At 56.0% G+C, this 16,478-nt stretch carries 15 protein-coding genes and 1 pseudogene; 8 read left to right on the top strand and 8 right to left on the bottom strand.

The features are described from left to right. Positions 1–37 precede the first annotated feature (37 nt). Positions 38–1,066, bottom strand: a complete 1,029-nt coding sequence (locus ACA049_RS11585; protein WP_497335501.1) for an alpha/beta hydrolase — start codon at positions 1,064–1,066, stop codon at positions 38–40. A 191-nt stretch (positions 1,067–1,257) separates the two neighbouring features. Between ACA049_RS11585 and ACA049_RS11580 the strand changes: the two genes are divergently transcribed. Then, the gene (locus ACA049_RS11580; RefSeq protein ID WP_497335499.1) at positions 1,258–2,157 is read left to right on the top strand and encodes a LysR family transcriptional regulator; all 900 of its coding nucleotides are present in this window, start codon (positions 1,258–1,260) and stop codon (positions 2,155–2,157) included. A gap of 196 nt (positions 2,158–2,353) precedes the next feature. On the opposite strand, the gene ACA049_RS11575 is transcribed toward ACA049_RS11580, so the two are convergent. Next, positions 2,354–3,784, bottom strand: coding sequence for an aldehyde dehydrogenase family protein (locus ACA049_RS11575; RefSeq protein WP_497335497.1), 1,431 nt, complete (start codon positions 3,782–3,784; stop codon positions 2,354–2,356). A gap of 123 nt (positions 3,785–3,907) precedes the next feature. Between ACA049_RS11575 and ACA049_RS11570 the strand changes: the two genes are divergently transcribed. From ACA049_RS11570 to ACA049_RS11555, 4 genes are all read left to right on the top strand, one after another. Next, on the top strand, positions 3,908–4,810 hold the full coding sequence (locus ACA049_RS11570) for a LysR family transcriptional regulator (RefSeq protein WP_497335495.1): 903 nt from the start codon (positions 3,908–3,910) through the stop codon (positions 4,808–4,810). Between the two features lie 123 nt (positions 4,811–4,933). Further along, positions 4,934–5,395: a hypothetical protein gene (locus ACA049_RS11565; protein WP_497335493.1), complete on the top strand. Its 462-nt coding sequence runs from the start codon at positions 4,934–4,936 to the stop codon at positions 5,393–5,395. Positions 5,396–5,513: 118 nt separating this feature from the next. Further along, complete coding sequence (locus ACA049_RS11560) at positions 5,514–5,813, top strand: MafI family immunity protein (protein ID WP_497335491.1); 300 nt, start codon at positions 5,514–5,516, stop codon at positions 5,811–5,813. A 206-nt stretch (positions 5,814–6,019) separates the two neighbouring features. Further along, positions 6,020–6,490: a hypothetical protein gene (locus ACA049_RS11555; protein WP_497335489.1), complete on the top strand. Its 471-nt coding sequence runs from the start codon at positions 6,020–6,022 to the stop codon at positions 6,488–6,490. A gap of 175 nt (positions 6,491–6,665) precedes the next feature. Here the strand turns inward: ACA049_RS11555 and ACA049_RS11550 are convergent, their stop codons facing one another. The 5 genes and pseudogenes from ACA049_RS11550 to ACA049_RS11530 all read right to left on the bottom strand — a co-directional run bounded on the left by ACA049_RS11550 (position 6,666) and on the right by ACA049_RS11530 (position 12,057). Beyond that, complete coding sequence (locus ACA049_RS11550; protein WP_497335487.1) at positions 6,666–7,598, bottom strand: GGDEF domain-containing protein; 933 nt, start codon at positions 7,596–7,598, stop codon at positions 6,666–6,668. Between the two features lie 386 nt (positions 7,599–7,984). Further along, a pseudogene (locus ACA049_RS11545) lies at positions 7,985–8,555 on the bottom strand (hypothetical protein). 367 nt (positions 8,556–8,922) lie between these two features. After that, positions 8,923–9,753, bottom strand: a complete 831-nt coding sequence (locus tag ACA049_RS11540) for a type 1 glutamine amidotransferase domain-containing protein (RefSeq protein ID WP_497335485.1) — start codon at positions 9,751–9,753, stop codon at positions 8,923–8,925. A 179-nt stretch (positions 9,754–9,932) separates the two neighbouring features. Further along, positions 9,933–10,682 (bottom strand): creatininase family protein, encoded by a 750-nt coding sequence (locus ACA049_RS11535; RefSeq protein WP_109629537.1) that lies wholly within the window; start codon positions 10,680–10,682, stop codon positions 9,933–9,935. A 61-nt stretch (positions 10,683–10,743) separates the two neighbouring features. Continuing rightward, positions 10,744–12,057: an MFS transporter gene (locus ACA049_RS11530; RefSeq protein ID WP_497335483.1), complete on the bottom strand. Its 1,314-nt coding sequence runs from the start codon at positions 12,055–12,057 to the stop codon at positions 10,744–10,746. Positions 12,058–12,195: 138 nt separating this feature from the next. On the opposite strand from ACA049_RS11530, the gene ACA049_RS11525 reads away from it, so the two are divergent. Then, positions 12,196–13,128 (top strand): LysR family transcriptional regulator, encoded by a 933-nt coding sequence (locus ACA049_RS11525; RefSeq protein ID WP_497335481.1) that lies wholly within the window; start codon positions 12,196–12,198, stop codon positions 13,126–13,128. 133 nt (positions 13,129–13,261) lie between these two features. On the opposite strand, the gene ACA049_RS11520 is transcribed toward ACA049_RS11525, so the two are convergent. After that, on the bottom strand, positions 13,262–13,996 hold the full coding sequence (locus ACA049_RS11520) for a FadR/GntR family transcriptional regulator (protein WP_497335479.1): 735 nt from the start codon (positions 13,994–13,996) through the stop codon (positions 13,262–13,264). A gap of 262 nt (positions 13,997–14,258) precedes the next feature. On the opposite strand from ACA049_RS11520, the gene ACA049_RS11515 reads away from it, so the two are divergent. Then, positions 14,259–15,365: a mandelate racemase/muconate lactonizing enzyme family protein gene (locus ACA049_RS11515; protein ID WP_497335477.1), complete on the top strand. Its 1,107-nt coding sequence runs from the start codon at positions 14,259–14,261 to the stop codon at positions 15,363–15,365. A gap of 62 nt (positions 15,366–15,427) precedes the next feature. Then, positions 15,428–16,411 (top strand): AEC family transporter, encoded by a 984-nt coding sequence (locus ACA049_RS11510; protein ID WP_497335475.1) that lies wholly within the window; start codon positions 15,428–15,430, stop codon positions 16,409–16,411. Positions 16,412–16,478: the final 67 nt, after the last annotated feature.

The following is a 16,478-nucleotide window of genomic DNA, read 5'->3' as shown; positions in this document are numbered from 1 at the left end:
GTTGAGAGCGCATGGCCTGATAGCCCAGCGATCAGTGTCACTTAAGGTTGGTTTGGAAGAACGAGGTCAGCTTGGCAAACGGGATTAGATCGACCCGATCATAGAGATCCACGTGGCCCGCACCTGGAATGATGACAAGCTCTTTGGGTTGACCAGCCAGACGATAGGCCTCTTCACTGAACTCACGGGAGTGAGCATTTTCACCGGCGATGAACAGCATTGGGCGCGGCGAGATCGTTTCGATATCGTTGAACGGATAGAAATTCATGAACTTGGTATTGCTGGTCAGCGTCGGGTGAGTGGTCAGTAACGGTGACTGGCCTTTGGGGGTGAACTCACCGCGTGGCGTGCGGTAGAAATCGTAGAACTCGCGCTCGATTGCGTTGGACTTGTCCGTCAGCTCATGGACAGTTCCGCTGGTGTACTTGGTTTCGCCTCCGGTGAATTCGACATAGCGCTGCTCGGCAGCCGCGGCGATAGCTTGCTTCCTTTGCTCGACAGTGACGGAATGCATCAGGCCATTTCGGTTGGCTGCGCCCATGTCGTACATGCTGACCGTGGCAATGGCCTTCATCCGAGGGTCGATCTTGGCAGCGCTGATGACGAAGCTCCCGCTGCCACAAATGCCCAGGACACCGATCCGGTTTCGATCAACGAATGTCTGCGTGCCAAGGTAATCCACGGCTGCACTGAAGTCTTCAGCATAGATTTCCGGCGAAACCGCGTTGCGCGGTTGCCCATCACTTTCGCCCCAGAACGACAGATCGATGGCAAGGGCCACGAATCCTTGCTCCGCCAGTTTCTGGGCATACAGATTCGAACTCTGCTCTTTGACTGCGCCCATGGGATGGCCAACGATGATCGCTGCGCTTTTGCTGCCGGGTTTCAAATCTTTAGGGACAAACAGATTTCCTGCCGTTTTCATCTGGTACTGATTGTTGAAGGTCACCTTCTTCACCGTGACCTTCTCACTTTTGTAAAAGTTATCGGCTCCGTTAGACATGTCGGCTCCCAGTGCGGAGAGCGACGCCATCAAAAGGCCGAGCAAAATAACGAGTTTTCTCATGAGGTGCTCCCATCAGTGAACAGGTGCTGATCGACCTGATTAATGGGTCTGGATCAGCGAGAGGTATGAGCCACGCCTGTGATTACAGGTGAGGCTTGCCCCATTCTCCGGGAATGCGTCATGCTTGATAATCTAATGAAATCTTGTTGTAGTTATAAGCACAGCTAATCAATCTGGATAGGCGGGCTTCGATGCCACGACATAACCTGAACGACCTTCTGGCCTTTGTGACGGTCGCCAGAGAAGGCAGTTTTACCCGAGCGGCTGCCCACTTGGGTGTCACGCAGTCCGCCCTGAGCCAGGCTGTTTCCGGGCTTGAAAAGCGGCTGAAGATTCGTCTTCTTACGCGCACCACTCGCAGCGTTTCGCCGACTAGCGCGGGTGAACGCCTGATGCACGCCATTGGTCATCGTTTCGACGAGATCGAGGCCGAACTGGATGCGTTGACCGAGCTTCGTGACAAGCCGGCGGGCATCGTGCGCATCACCTGTGGTGATTTTGTCCTGAAGACAATCCTCCTTCCGCGACTCACGCCTTTGCTCCTTGAATACCCCGATATCAAGGTTGAGTTTGATATCAACTATGGCTTTCGAGACATCGTTGCTGACCGCTTCGATGCAGGCATCAGATTTGGCGACACCGTCGATAAAGATATGATCGCCGTTCCAATCGGTCCCAAGGTACGGATGGCAGCAGTGGCCTCGCCTTCCTATTTTGCGAGCAACCGTGTGCCAAAGAATCCGCAAGATCTGGTGAATCACAGCTGCATCGACATACGCTATCCAACCCTTGGCGGACTTGATGCGTGGGAATTCGAAAAACGCGGTCGCAAGATCAACGTGCGTGTCGTTGGCCAGGTCATTGTGAACACCAGCGCACACGTCCCGGCTGCGGCAGTTAACGGCTTAGGCATCGCCTATTTACCGGAGGAAGAATTTGCACCGCATATTGAGGACGGCCGCTTGATACGGGTACTGGAAGACTGGTGTCCTTTGTTCTCGGGTTATCACCTGTACTACCCAAGCCGTCGTTTGCCAACTCCAGCCTTCTCGCTCGTTCTGAATGCTCTACGCGGTGAGGTTTTCTACTAACTCGGCGCATGGGCACGGCGCCGGTGACAATGGCAACTTTTCCACTGAGCCAAGTCATATTGCTCCCCAATTATTGAAGAGCCGTCTGGATGATCGCCACCGGTGCGTAAGGCGACGGAAATTCGCGAACGGCGTTTTGTGTCACAAACGAGGCGGCAAGGAGAATGAGCCCTACGGCTGCCGGGTTAGAACCCAGTCATTTCAACGGGTCATACCTGATCAACGTCTTCGGCTCCAGATACGCGCTCATCCCCCACCTGCCCATTTCGCGCCCAAGGCCTGAATGCTTGAATCCACCGAAGGGGGCACGCGGTTCGTGGGCCAGGGTGTTGATGAGCACGCGTCCCGAATCGATCTGACGGGCGATGTTCATACAACGTTCGGAGCTTTTTCCCAGCACCAGGGCGCTCAGCCCATAGTCCGTATCGTTGGCAATGCTGATCGCATCGGCATCATCCTCGTAGGGGATGATCGTCAGCACGGGGCCGAAAATTTCCTCACGTGCGATGCGCATCCGGTTGTTGCCATCAGTGAAGATCGTGGGCTTCACGAACCATCCGGCATGCAAGCCTTCCGGGCGACCTTCGCCACCCGCCAACAACCTCGCGCCTTCTTCCTGGCCGGTACGAATGTAGCGCTGTACCCGTTCCCATTGTTTCTGGCTCACCATCGGACCGATGTCGGTGTCGGCGTTGCGTGGATCGCCCGATCGAATCTTTGAGACACCCTCCTTCGCAATCCGCTCGAACTCTGCCAGCCGGCTTCGCGGCACAAGGATGCGCGTGCCCGCGATGCAAGCCTGGCCGCTGTTGAGAAATCCGGCTTGCAGCACCAACGGCATGACCGCCTGGAAATCCGCATCGTCAAGCACCACGGTGGGCGACTTGCCGCCCAGTTCGAGCGTCACGCGCTTCATGGTGTCGGCACCGGCTCTTACCAGATGCTGACCGACAGCGGACGAACCCGTGAACGAGATCTTGGCAACGTCGGGATGACGGGCGATCTCCTCGCCAACCACATCGCCCCGTCCGCTGACGACATTGAATACACCCGGTGGCAGACCTGCCTCGTGCAACGCCCTGACCACGACCTGCGTCTGCAGCGCGCTCATCTCGCTGGGCTTGATGACGGCGGTGCAGCCCGTCGCCAGCGCGGTGGCCAGCTTGTTGCAGATGAAGCCCGCATTGCTGTTCCAGGGCGTGATCAGACCGGTCACGCCTACGGGCGTCAGAATGACCCTGGCCATGCCGACCTGTTCCTCGAAATCGAACACCTCCAGTGCATCGATTGCTTGCGCAATCACATCGGCCGGATAAGTCGCCATCCAGCGCCCGCGACCCGCAGGCGCGCCGTATTCCACGAGGATGGCTTCCCGCAGTTCCTCCTCCCTTGCGGCCATGGCCCGGTGCATGCGTTGCAGTGCCGCAATCCGCTCCTCCCGGCTAGTACGAGCCCACGCCGGGAACGCAACCTTCGCGGCTGCAATCGCACGCTGTGCGTCCAGTGCATCGCCCAGCCGAACCTGACCGATGACTTCCTCGGTGCTCGGGTTATGAAGGTCGAACCATTCCTGACCGTGTGGAATGACGAACTCGCCGTTGATGTAGATATGTTCAATGCGTTGCATGGCGACTCCTCGCTCAAAAACGACTCGCCTGAATCGAGCCTCTGTGATGAAGTCTAAGAAGGGTTCATTATTCCGATAAGCCATCCTTTGGCTTATGAAGCATCCTTATATTCAGGACAATCCATGCACAGAACAGGAATGACCGAGCTGGAAGTGGTTCTGGCCGTTGCGCGACGCAACAGTTTTCGCGGTGCAGCACAGGAGTTGGGCATGTCCACTACCGCCGTGAGCAGCGCGGTGGCCGGCCTGGAAGCACGCCTGAAAGTGCGCCTGTTCAATCGCTCCACGCGCAGCGTTGCCCTCACTGACATCGGGCAACGCTATGTGGCACGCATCGCCCCTGCGTTGGCGCAGATCAAAAGTGCCGGCGAAGAAGCCAGCGTCGGCCCCGATGAACCCAGCGGCACATTGCGCATCAACGCACCGCATGGTGCGGCCTACCTGCTGTTGGATCCGCTATTGAAGCAGTACGCTCAGCGCTATCCCGAAGTGCGCATCGACATCGTCAGCGAATCAAGCATGGTCGACATCATCGCCGGTGGCTTTGACGCCGGGATTCGCCTGGCGGAGTCTGTGCCGCAAGACATGATTGCCGTGGCACTGTCAGGTGACATCCGGATGCTCGTGGTAGCAACGCCCGAGTACCTCGAACGCCACGGAGTGCCCGAGCATCCGCGAGATCTACTCACCCACCGGAGCATCGGCATGCGCATGGCCCATGGTGGCCTCTACCAGTGGGAATTGGAGCGCGATGGCCAGAAGCTGCAGATGGATCTGCCGGTGTGCTTCGCTTCCAACGAAGTGCTGGCCATCAAACAGGCCGTGGTGTTGGGCCTTGGCATTGGTTTCATTTCCGAGTGGTTCATCCAAGAAGAACTGGCAAGCGGCGCACTGGTGCCGGTGTTGATGCCGTGGTGCCCGTCGTTTGGCGGATTGAGGCTCTACTACTCGGGCCATCGCTTCGTGCCGGCGCGATTGCGCGCACTGATTGAACTGGCGCAGGAGTTGCGGCCCACGGTGGTTTGATCATGTTTCGCCGACTTTTTATCGTCTCCCCCTTCGGCCAAAAAAACACCCATCAGAAAGGACCGCTTTCGGCCAAGAGCAGACGTTCGAACCTAAGGTAATGCGATGAAGAGAAAAACAAGAATGACTGCACCTCTGACCAGTAACGCAGCAACCCAGCCTGGGCCTGGCTGGACGTTTGACCCTGATCGCATGATCCGAATAGCCAATTGTCATTCGATCATCGAAGTACTTCGCCACATCAAACACAGTGGGCCGGAATGGGCGCATCGTAATGTCCATATTTGCTTTCCCGGCCCATCAAATGCCTGGGCTCTGGTGTACCCGCTTCAGAATGCCAGTGCCCCGTACTTTGACTTCATGTATACCCACAAAGAGCATCCTCAGGAAGCGCTGTCCGCACTGCTAAGGAAGTATCCACAGTGTTCCGTCATCGACTGGTCGCCCGGACGCTTGGCCTGCATCGAAGCTCGGGGGGTGGATGTTGAGACGCTCGCTGAAATTATCCGGGATCTAGCTGAAGCTGCTTGGGATGAGCACATCACGTTCGTCGATGCTTCGTACGAGGAAATGGGTAAAGCGTGACCCAAGAGCGGACAGTCGACCTTAGCTTCCCAAGCGCGTGCGCAAAGACCAGGTCTTGGGCAACAATCGACCAGCCGGGAACGGAACGCAGGTCACCATAATCGAAGGAATGTTTGTTATGAGCCACCTTAACAACGACTTGAGGGCCGATTTCGTTGAGGCACTTGAGGAAATCTCGACGCTGATGTCCATTGCATACGACCAGCTCGGCCCTGTACCGGAAGACCATGCATTAGCTCAGGCAGGTTTAGAGAATGGTGGTGAAATAGTTCTGGATTATGTCGATCACAACGAGGCTGGAGTAGCGTTCGAACACCTGCTTTACATGATTGACGAACCACCGCTCGTTGTTTCTGAAAAATGCATAAAAAATTTAGCTCGGATCGCAAAGTCCTTGAAGATGCCATTCACGAGGTGACAAAAATTTACCCACCTGAAGGTCAGCTTTGGGTCGATTGCTGCCCTTCACGACAGGCAAAAAACGGCCATAAGCAGTCATTCATCAAAGCAAGCGCTTCGCTACATGCCATCATGGCTGACAGCAAGTCGATAATCGACTTGTACTCCCATCTTTTAATTCGTCTGAGCTAGCGACGCTCGAGGCCACTCCGAAGGACTTCTCCCATGCTTCACCGTATCGATGCCACTTACCACCAAGCGTCGTTCTCCCGCAGTAGTTGCGCATGGCTGACTATCGATGACGTCGCTATTGAGCAATGGCTATCCGGTCATCTCAATGATCCAGATGTCGCCAAACTTGGTCTTTCTCTGATGTGGTTGTTGGATGAGGACGAAGATGCGCTTGCGAAACGGCGCTTCATTCCCGGACAGGAGGGCACTTCCACAATCGTCCCGCTATTGGTATGCAGTGATGACATGGATTTTGACTGTACCGTGATGGTAGCGGAGCAAGTTGTCGAAGGCGCTACGGTACGCTGGGCTCGTTTTGGTTGGAGCGTTTCCGGAAAGCTCGAAGTGGGTGTTTCGACCCGGTGGGACGCCAACAGCCAGCCGGTGAGCTTTGACTTAGTGAACTTCAACGCTGCATTGGAAAAGTTTGATGCGTTGGTGAAGAAACACACAGTCAGCTCATAAACAGCGTTACACGCTCCGCGTACCTATAGCCAGAATGGGACAGGTTGAAAGCTCTCGCGACCGGCAGCTTTGGGTCGATTGCTGCCGGCCACGACCAGCCCTGGGCGACCAAAAGTGCCCTTCAGAGGGGCGACATGATGATACAAACGCCATTTTTCTAGATTTACGTACAGGACTAAAGACTAAAATATTGATCTCTTCCACGTTTCTTAGCTATATAGAGAGCTTTATCAGCTTGTGCCAGTAGTACTTTAGACTGGTGCAGTGGACCAAATGTATGAACTGAAAAACCGATGCTTATAGTCAAGTAGCCTGTACTGGAAGCGGAGTGCGGTATTTTCAAATTTCGCACTCGTTGACATAGCGACTTCACATACAAAGCGGCCTGGTCTTTCTCCATGCCGTTGGACAGAATTACAAACTCTTCGCCGCCATACCTGGCTGCAAAGTCAGAGCCTCGCTGGAATGACTTATTCAAACTATCTGCGACAAGTATTAGCGCTTCATCGCCAGCTTGATGTCCATAAATATCATTGAATGATTTGAAGTGATCAACGTCAATCATCGCAAGAGTCAGTGAGTCGCCATTGCGGCAAGCAATTTTACATTGAATTTCGAACTGCGTATCAAAAAAACGACGATTGTAAATTCCTGTGAGCCCATCTTTTATGGATAATTGCTCGAAGTGAACTTTCATTTCCTCGAGAGACTGATGCTCGTCGCGAAGTTGCTGCTGTATTATAACTCTAGGTGTTACATCTTTTTGGATTCCAATAAAGTTGGTTACAGCCCCGCCCACATCATAAATTGGCGATATGCTTAATTCGTTCCAGAACATAGTTCCATCCTTGCGGTAGTTTCGCAAGGTTACGAGGCAGTACTCACCTTTTTTAACGGCATTGTGAACAACCTCTAGCTCAGGCTGTTTTCGATCGTTTCCTTGTAGGTATCGACAGTTAATGTTAATAATTTCTTCGAAGGAGTAGCCAGTCATGCGCTCAAAAGCAGGATTTACAAAAATCAACGGATTGTCGTCGATGCAATTGTCGGAGATGGTAATGCCGTCTCGTGAGTCCATAACCGCTTGCTTAAGAATTTCAATTTTCATGTAGAGTCCGCTAGCCGGATCAAAGGGAGGGCGCTGTTTTCAGGGAAAATAACATCTAGATATCAAAACTCATTTAATTGCTTTATTTACAAGTGTAGCCGCTGGAAAAATATAACGACTGTTTTTCTATATTATTCGATAATGGTCGGGATTGATTTCGGTCAAAAGCTCCGCTGAAACGGCCTTAGCTGCGCTGAATCGCATCAGAAATGACACTACATGGGGGCACAATGACGCTAGCCGTATTACGGGCTTAACCGGTCACTTCTTGCCCGACCGCCTGATGACAGGCAGCTTCTAGCTGGTTGTTGCCCGTGATGGGCAGCAATCGACCCAAGGCGGAATTTCGGGGACAACCGTTGATTCCGAATAATTACAAAACTGGCTTAGTTTGTTAGTGAGAGGGCTAAGTCAAACGCGTTAAGCGGCACATAAATCAGAGTTATAAACGAATACAACTTGCGTGACTTGGCAGCAAATGCACAGACAGGAAGAATAACCATAATAACGTCGAAGGCCGCCCACAGCGCTATCGGAGATGCCTTAAATAAAAGGATATTTACGATAAATCCGAGAAATAGATAGATCGACAGAGATAAAAGTGCATACCTGCCATCTTGTTCGAAGTAAATACGAAGGCCATTTTTCTCGTCCTCACTTCGGCTTGGCAGCAATAGGGCGGCAGAAACAAACAGCGATAGCGCCAATAGAACAAGCAAGAACAAGCAATAAAAACTCTGGAAATGAGTATGACGCCTTTACCTCAGGCAGTGCATTGACAGCCCACCAGAAATCAAGTTGTGTCGTAAAAAGCATGACTGCCCAGACAAGAGCAACCCAATCGGGCGCTGCCACACGACGGATGCGGAAAACGGTCAAAGCACCAAGCAGCAGGCGGGTAACAGACAGCCCCAACAACATCGAAAGAACCGTGGCAACGATAGGGAAGTTGCTCATGAAGCCTCCTGTCAACAAATGATCAGGCAAGCGTAGACTCCAAGTAGGCAAACAGGAACGTCCAACCGCAGTTGCGCAGACGGTTACTTCCACTGGAGGCCGCTTTTAAAGAGCAATGCGTGAGGTGGTGGCAGGTTCTTGCTCGCCGGGTTACGCACCGTGAATCCAGCCGGTTTCTGTCTTTCACCAAAGGCCTCTTTTGGCCGATTTCTGTCTGTCACCAGCCTCACCGAGTCGATTCCGGTCGCTTACGACTTTGGTATCTGGTTAGTCGGCCCAATACCACGGGATAGACGGTGGTGCTGGAGCCAAAGCAGATCGATCCCCAGCACCTACGGCCCGGCTTGCCCGGGACGGCCGTCCAGGATTACTTCAGTTTTGCCAGCATGGCCACGGCGACTGCCTTGGCCGACTGTGGGTTCTGGCCGGAAATGACTTCGCGGTCTTCGATCACGTTCTCGCTCCATGGCTTGGCTTCGGAGAAGTCAGCACCGGCTGCCGTCAGGCCATCCTGCGGGAACAGTTTCATATGGCCGCCGCCGAGGAAACCTTTGGCCTGCTCCTCTTCCGCGTCGGTGAAGGCGGTGACTTTGTAGCCCTTGTAAATCCAATTGGCTGGCGCTGCCGGCTGTTTGCCCGATTCCAGCGCGGAGACAAAACCGTGCGCGTCCGGGATCGCCGACAACATGGCGATGGTGCCATGGCAGGTGAAGCCGGTGACCTTGCCTTTTTCATGGAAGTTGGTCAGCAGTTGGCCCAGTTGCTTGTCCTTCAGCAGATCCTGCATCGGGATATGGCCGCCAGGCACGAATACGGCGTCGAACTTGTCGTAGCCGATTTTCTGAACCTGCGCGAAGCTGATTGCCGGCGAGCCGCTCTTCGAGGTCAGCTTCAGCGTGGCCAGCAGCGCGAGACTTTCCTGACGGGCCTTTTCATCGCCGCCCCAGAAGCTCACATCATTGGATTTCTGGTCCGCGGCTGGCGCCTTGCCGCTAGGGGTGGCAAATACGACGGTTTGACCCGCCTCGATGAAGGTCTGCACCGGTTGCATCAATTCGTTCAGGAAGAAACCTGTTTGCATGACCTTGCCGTCTTTCAGGTCCAGTTGAGCCTGATCCGACAGTACAACCAACACCGTGCCGGCATTGGCATAGTTAGCGGCGGCGGTTAGCAGGGCGGCAATAATGGTTTTTTTCATGCGATTCTCCAGTAGGAATGGTTTGATGGCGCCATCTTATTACTAGAGCAGACGACAATAGAGCCCCTGAACTGAATTTCACTTATTACACTGAGTAACCAATAGTCGGGCTTCAACAGGATGTGCCAACGCCCGGAAATACCAGGCGTTGGCCAATTGAAAAGACTTGATCCGATTGTTTAGCCAGGCATTGATTCGCGGCTGAAAGCGTCCAGCTCCCGCACCAGGCTCTGTGCTGCCAGCATGACCAGGTCACGACCTTTTTCTGGCGTCGCCAGCGCCGGGTCCGAGCCCATGCGGCCATCAGGATGGCGTGCGCGGAAGTCCATCGCTTCGCGGATCGGCCCCCAAGGGGCGATCTGCGGCGAGTATTCAGCCGATTTGATCGAATCCGGGTAGGCCCATTGTGTGACCGCGATCTCGGACGGCGTGGCGTGAACGCCGTGCCCCGTAGGGAACTGCTCGCGCGCAAGCTCCCCTACCCCCTCAAGGTCCCACCAATTGCACAACTTCAGCGCGAACCCTGCTGGGCGTCGAGCGAAGCTGGCTTCGGCGTAAAGCTCCGAGAACGCCGCCTCGATCGATGCAACGTTGCCACCGTGACCATTGAGGAAGAGGATTTTTTCAAACCCGTGAGCGGCCAGCGAGCGCACCCAATCGCCAATCGCCGCAATGAAGGTCGACGGACGCAGCGAGATGGTTCCAGGGAACCCAAGATGGTGCTGGGCCATGCCGATATTGAAGGTCGGTGCAATCAGGATGTCTGCGTTTTTTTGCGCTTCACCGGCAATGATTTCCGGGCACATCCAGTCGGTGCCCAATAGACCGGTAGGACCGTGTTGTTCGTTCGAACCGATCGGGATCACGATGGTGCGACTGCGTTGAAGAAATTGGCCGATCTCGGCCCAGGTCGACAGGTGTAAAAGCATTTGAGTTCTCTCTTTTAAAGGGTTCCTTGCGGAACATGACATAGAACGCGGTGGTGACAGATCAACCCGCACTGTATTCAGGCACCGCGCTGTCACGCGTTTTCGGCTTGGTCGACAGGATCACCAACGCTGCGCACAGGAATACGCAACCCACGATAACGATGCCGAGGTTCGCGCTGCCGGTTGCGGTTTTTGCCCAGCCGATCACCGCAGGTCCCCAGAAGCCGCCGGAAAGACCGATGGTATTGATCAAGGCGATGCCGCCCGCCGCTGCCTCGCCCTTGATGTGTTCGGAGGGCATCGCCCACAACACGGTGTAGGCCATGAACATCATGGCGGTTGCGAGGGTCAGCAGTGCCAGCGCGGCCATCAGGTTGCCGTCGGCAAAGGGGTACAGAAGCAGCAGGATCGCGCCGATCCCCGCAGGCACTGCGCAGTGATAGCGTCTTTCACCGACACGGTCCGATCGGCGCCCTATCCAGTACATGCCGCAGGCGGCGGCGACATAGGGAATCGCGGCGTACCAGCCCAGTTGCATGGTGTCGTTGACGCCCTGGGCCTTGAGGATTGCCGGCAGCCAGAAACTCATGGCATAGATCGAGAAGATGATGCAGAAATAGGCGCTGGCGAGCACGTAGATTTTCGGGTCGCGCAACACCGCACGGAACGAATGGACGCGCCCGGTCGATTCACCCAGCTCACTGGCCAGCAAGCCCTTCTCTTCATGGCTCAACCAGCGCGCCTCAGCGGGTCGATTGGAAAGGATGAAAAAAGTCAGCACACCGAGGAAGACGCACGGCAAGCCTTCAATCAAAAACATCCACTGCCAGCCGGCCAGACCGCCAACGCCTTCGAAGGCAGTGATCAACCACGCAGACAGTGGGCCGCCCACAATGCCGCCAATCGGGCCGGCGATAAACACGATCGCAATGGCCCGCGCCATCCGCTTGGGGCCGTACCAGCAGGACAGGTAATAAATCATGCCTGGTGCGAAACCGGCTTCGAACACACCCAGCAGAAAGCGCATGGCGTAAAACATCGGCACGTTGCGCACGAATAACATGCAGGCCGAAGTGATGCCCCAACACACCAGAATACGGCTGAAGGTTTTCCTCGCGCCGACCTTCGGCAGCATCAGGTTGCTCGGCAACTCGAACAACACATACCCCAGAAAGAAAATACCGGCGCCCGCGCCATAGGCCGCATCGGAAAGCCCAAGGTCATTTTGCATCTGCAGTTTGGCAAAGCCGACGTTGATCCGGTCCAGATACGCAAATACGTAACAGATGAACAGCAGCGGCAGTAGCCGCCAGTTGAGCTTGCGGTAAAGGGCTGAAATGGCATCACTTCGTGCCGGCGCCTGAAGAATTGACATGCGAATCTCCCGTTATTCTTGTTGGTCCGCGTTCGTGCCCAAGAATGTTGCACCGGCACCTCAGGACCAGCAAGAGCAACTAAGTTCGTGTAGTGTTGCTCTACAGGCAACGCTACATCTGTGGAGAGAGTTCCCGGCATGCGCGAAATCAATCAACAACGGCTTCGGTATTTTCATGAGGTGCTGACTCACGGATCGATTCGTGGCGCGGCCGACAACATCAATACGTCGCCCTCGGTGATCACGCGCCAGATCAAGCTGCTGGAAGAGGAAATCGGCGCAAAACTGTTCGAGCGCCAGGCACGCGGCGTTCAGCCCACCGAGGCCGCGGCGCACCTGCTGGAGTTCTGGCGCGGCTATCGATCGCACCAGGAGAAACTCGAAGATCAGTTGCAAGCGATCAAGGGCCTGCAGCAAGGCCATGTGCGCGTCGTCATCAGCGAGGGCTATGTCGATGCGTTGGTCGACAACGTGCTCGCGCCGTTCTGCAAGCAGTACCCCAAGCTTGATGTGCGGCTGGACATTCTGCCCGTCGACGATGTCCTCAACGAAGTCGCCGAAAACCGTGCGCACATCGGCCTTGCGTACAACCCGCCGCCGCATCCGCACATCGACTACCGCGCGACGTTTTCGCAACCGGTGATGCTGTTGGTTCGCCCGGATCATCCGCTGGCATCGCGAGGCGCGGTGGCAACCGTCGAGGATATCCTCGCCTGCCAACTGGTCCTGACGCCCACGACGTTCGGTATCGGTCATGCAATCAAGATGCTCGAGTATGCCGAGAAAATCGAGATCCGCCCGGTACTCGTCAGCAACTCCCTCGCGGCGCTCAAGCGCATGGTGGAGGACGGCGGTTTTGCTTCGTTGCTCGGCGAATTCGCGGCCTATCGGGAAATCGCCAACGGCAGCCTGGCGGCGGTGCCGATCGACCATCCGTTGTTTCTTGGGGTTGAAGCAAAACTGTTGGTGAAGTCCGGCCGACCGTTGGCCGCCCCTGCTCAAGAGCTGCTGAACTGGATGTTGCAGCGCTTGCCGATGTTTGCGTCTGATGCAGGAGTGCCGAGTGCCTGACCAGAGACAAGTCATCCCTATTCCCTCGCCTTCTCTCTTATTGGAACAGAGGTGTTCGAGATGCTCGGAAGACCAAAGGAACAACCTGCCCACGTTGTAGAACAACGAAACAAGAGCCGTTCGGCTCAAACCATCAGAAAAATGTGATTTCGTAGCCGAATCGTGAGGCTGCGTTGACGATATGTTCCCCCATGATCTGGCGTGCCGCCGTCGCGTTTCGATCGATAAAAGCCTGCACGAGTTCTTCATGCTCCCCGCGCGCGGCGTGCGGAATGTTGCTGAACACCGGGCCTCGCCGCGCGAAGTTCATGGTGATCAGTGCGCGCATTGGCTCGAGCACCGTGCGAATCATCGTCTCGAGATAATCGTTGCCCGACGCCGCCGCAACGGCCCTGTGAAAATCGAGGTCGGCGTTGACGGTTTCCAGGGTCGGTTCGCCTTCGTATTGCATGCGCAGGACCGCGGCCTGAATGACTTTCAACTTGGCCGGGGTCATGTGCGACGCGGTGAGCGCGGCGGCCTGGCTTTCCAGGACGGCCCGCACTTCAAACATGTTTCGGATGGTGTTGTCACCGTCCAGCATCGGCGCACTCGCCTGCGGTACTAAAGGCTCTGACACTTGGGAGGCGGCGGAGACGAACACACCTACGCCCTGGCGAGACTGAATCAGCCCCTGCGCCCGCAGCGTGGCGATGCCCTCGCGCACCACGTTGCGGCTGACGCCGAAGTTCTGCGAGAGAAACTGTTCAGTGGGCAAACGGTCTCCCGGCCGCAGCCGCCCGGAAGCAATCTCGTCGCTCAGCGAGCGGGCGATATGCTCGGCCAGATGAGGTCGCCGCGTTACGGGTTGCACATTCATTTCACTCATTCTTTTTTCTCCCCTCACTTGTCTACTTAATCTACATCAGAAGACTTGTTCCTGACAGTTGAAACTGAAATTCCTCAAACGCATAAAACTAATTACCCAATAAAAACAACAGGTTATATAACGCCCATAGCGAAATTCGCCGAAACGAATCAGTTGTTCCATTGAAGGACAACAGGATGTGATGTACGTTGCCCTCAACCTGACACGGACGAACAAAAAAAATCGCCGTGCCAGCTTCGCAACCCGCCTGAGGCGCAATCCCATGAAAATTGCCAGCATTGAAACCATTCCGCTTCGTATTCCCTTCACCACGGGTGGCCCGTCGGCCGGCGGGGTCTGGGGGCCGAAAGACCTGCAAATGGTCGACTCTCTCGTGGTCAAGATCACCACCGACGACGGTATCGTTGGCTGGGGCGAAACCTTCGGCTTCACCGCGATCCCCGCGGTAAAAGTGGTGATCGACACCATCCTTGCGCCTGAACTGATTGGCAGTGATGTCACTCGACGGGAGAAGTTACAGGGCGATCTGCAGAGGAAATTTCATGTTTTTGGGCGCAGCGGCGCGTTCATCTATGGCCTCTCGGCGATTGACATCGCGCTTTGGGATATCGCGGGCAAAGCCGCCGAAAAACCGATCTACCAGTTGCTGGGCGGCAGTGAGGCCACGTCTCTTGCGGCGTATGCAAGCCTGATCCGGTATGCCGATCCCGAACTCATCCGCGTCAATGTGCAGCGCGCAGTCAACAGCGGTTTCCGCCACCTCAAGCTGCACGAAGTGAATATCGACGTCATCCGCGCTGCGTGTGAGGCCGCTGGCCCCGGCGTGGAAATCACCCTCGACGTCAACGCTCCGTGGACGGTGCGCGAAGCGCTGGACATGACCGAAAAACTTCGCCCGTTGAACCTGCGCTGGATCGAAGAACCGGTGTGGCCGCCGGAAGACTATTCAGGGCTGGCAAGGGTGCGCGCGCACGGCGGCATCCCGGTTGCGGCTGGCGAAAATGCCTCGACGCTCACGGACTTCCAACACCTGCTTGAGGCCGGCGCGGTGGATTTCGTACAGCCGAGCCCCGCCAAAATGGGCGGCATCACCGAACTGCAAAAAGTCTATGCGCTGGCCAACGCCCACGGCGTCACCGTGATGGTCCACGCCTTTTATGACGGCCCCGGCCTGCTGGCGGCGGTGCATGGAAGTGCAGCCCTGGGCGGCGCCAAGTCACTGGTCGAATGGCGTTACTTCGATCTCGAAGCGCAACTCTATGGCGACGCCATCATTCCGCGTAACGGACGCATCGACGTACCTCAAGGGCCGGGGCTCGGCATCGAGCCAGACCAGGACGTCATCCGGGACTACCGCTTCAAACCTTGACCCCAAAAGCCGCTGGTTCACTGCAGCGTTGATCGACGCCGACGTGTCGGCCTCGATCAGCCATGACGACATTCTTGATAAAAATAAATACGAGGATTGATGACATGTTAGACAGGATCGTAGGACCCATCTTGCCCGTCGCCTTTGTGATCGCGCTGGGCTACATCGCCGGCAAGCGCGGACGGCTTACCCATTCGGACAGCCTGCTGATCAGCCGGCTGGTGCTGGGCTGGATATTCCCGGCGTTGCTTTTTGTCGGGATGGCGAGCACGCCCCGTGAACAGCTCTTCGACTTCAAGTTCATCGTGGCGACGTTCATCGGCATCATGGGCATGTACACGATCGCGCTGGCAATCGGCTGGTTCAGCACTCGCGATCTCAAGGTGGCAACGCTCAAGGGCTTCGTGAACGGTTATCCAGACGCCGCCTTCATGGGCATCCCGATCCTGGGTGCAATGTTCGGCGCGGGCAGCATCTACTCGGTGCTGGTGCTGAACCTGGTCGCGAGCCTGGTGATGATCCCGCTGACGACCATGTTGCTCACCATCGCTGATGGAAAGGCCAGTGGCGGCCAGGCGTTTTTGTCGAGCCTTTCAGGGGCGGTACGTCGTCCGCTGATGTGGGCGCCGGCTTTGGGGATTCTACTGTCCGTGCTGCAGGTCAAGTTGCCTGCGCTTGCGGCGGAGTCTTTCACCCTTCTCGGCAAGGCCACGCCCGGTGTATCCCTGCTGTGCCTGGGACTGATCATGTCGTCGGAGAAACTGAAAATGTCCGGTGAAGTCTGGGGCAACCTTGGGCTCAAGCTGCTCATTCACCCGGTGTTGATGTTCGGCGCCACGGTACTGCTCGGCACTCATGGCCTGTACGCACAACAGATGATCCTGCTTTGCGCCCTTCCATCGGCGACGATTCCGGCGATGTTTGCAAACCAGACCGGCGCCTATCAAAGCGAAGCCGCAACCTCGATTCTGGTCAGCACTGTGCTGTCGATCGTGACGTTTTCTGCGGCGATCTACCTGATTGATGGAGGCCTTGCCGCTGCTTGATTGCGGGCTCGCGCAGGCCAGGCTGAAAATCGCTGCGGCTGAAGAGGCACTGAACAAACGCGCTGGA

Source organism: Pseudomonas sp. LBUM1662 (assembly GCF_059695915.1).
The sequence above is the reverse complement of the archived record's forward strand: the minus strand, read 5'-3'. Positions and strand labels throughout refer to the sequence as shown.

Bases quoted from the DNA above. Each gene is read 5' to 3' on its own strand.
- ACA049_RS11560 (WP_497335491.1), top strand. From the start codon at position 5,514: ATGAGCCACCTTAACAACGACTTGAGGGCCGATTTCGTTGAGGCACTT.
- ACA049_RS11570 (WP_497335495.1), top strand. From the start codon at position 3,908: ATGCACAGAACAGGAATGACCGAGCTGGAAGTGGTTCTGGCCGTTGCG.
- ACA049_RS11555 (WP_497335489.1), top strand. From the start codon at position 6,020: ATGCTTCACCGTATCGATGCCACTTACCACCAAGCGTCGTTCTCCCGC.
- ACA049_RS11580 (WP_497335499.1), top strand. From the start codon at position 1,258: ATGCCACGACATAACCTGAACGACCTTCTGGCCTTTGTGACGGTCGCC.
- ACA049_RS11525 (WP_497335481.1), top strand. From the start codon at position 12,196: ATGCGCGAAATCAATCAACAACGGCTTCGGTATTTTCATGAGGTGCTG.
- ACA049_RS11575 (WP_497335497.1), bottom strand. From the start codon at position 3,784: ATGCAACGCATTGAACATATCTACATCAACGGCGAGTTCGTCATTCCA.
- ACA049_RS11540 (WP_497335485.1), bottom strand. From the start codon at position 9,753: ATGAAAAAAACCATTATTGCCGCCCTGCTAACCGCCGCCGCTAACTAT.
- ACA049_RS11535 (WP_109629537.1), bottom strand. From the start codon at position 10,682: ATGCTTTTACACCTGTCGACCTGGGCCGAGATCGGCCAATTTCTTCAA.
- ACA049_RS11550 (WP_497335487.1), bottom strand. From the start codon at position 7,598: ATGAAAATTGAAATTCTTAAGCAAGCGGTTATGGACTCACGAGACGGC.
- ACA049_RS11530 (WP_497335483.1), bottom strand. From the start codon at position 12,057: ATGTCAATTCTTCAGGCGCCGGCACGAAGTGATGCCATTTCAGCCCTT.
- ACA049_RS11510 (WP_497335475.1), top strand. From the start codon at position 15,428: ATGACGACATTCTTGATAAAAATAAATACGAGGATTGATGACATGTTA.
- ACA049_RS11515 (WP_497335477.1), top strand. From the start codon at position 14,259: ATGAAAATTGCCAGCATTGAAACCATTCCGCTTCGTATTCCCTTCACC.
- ACA049_RS11520 (WP_497335479.1), bottom strand. From the start codon at position 13,996: ATGAGTGAAATGAATGTGCAACCCGTAACGCGGCGACCTCATCTGGCC.
- ACA049_RS11585 (WP_497335501.1), bottom strand. From the start codon at position 1,066: ATGAGAAAACTCGTTATTTTGCTCGGCCTTTTGATGGCGTCGCTCTCC.
- ACA049_RS11565 (WP_497335493.1), top strand. From the start codon at position 4,934: ATGACTGCACCTCTGACCAGTAACGCAGCAACCCAGCCTGGGCCTGGC.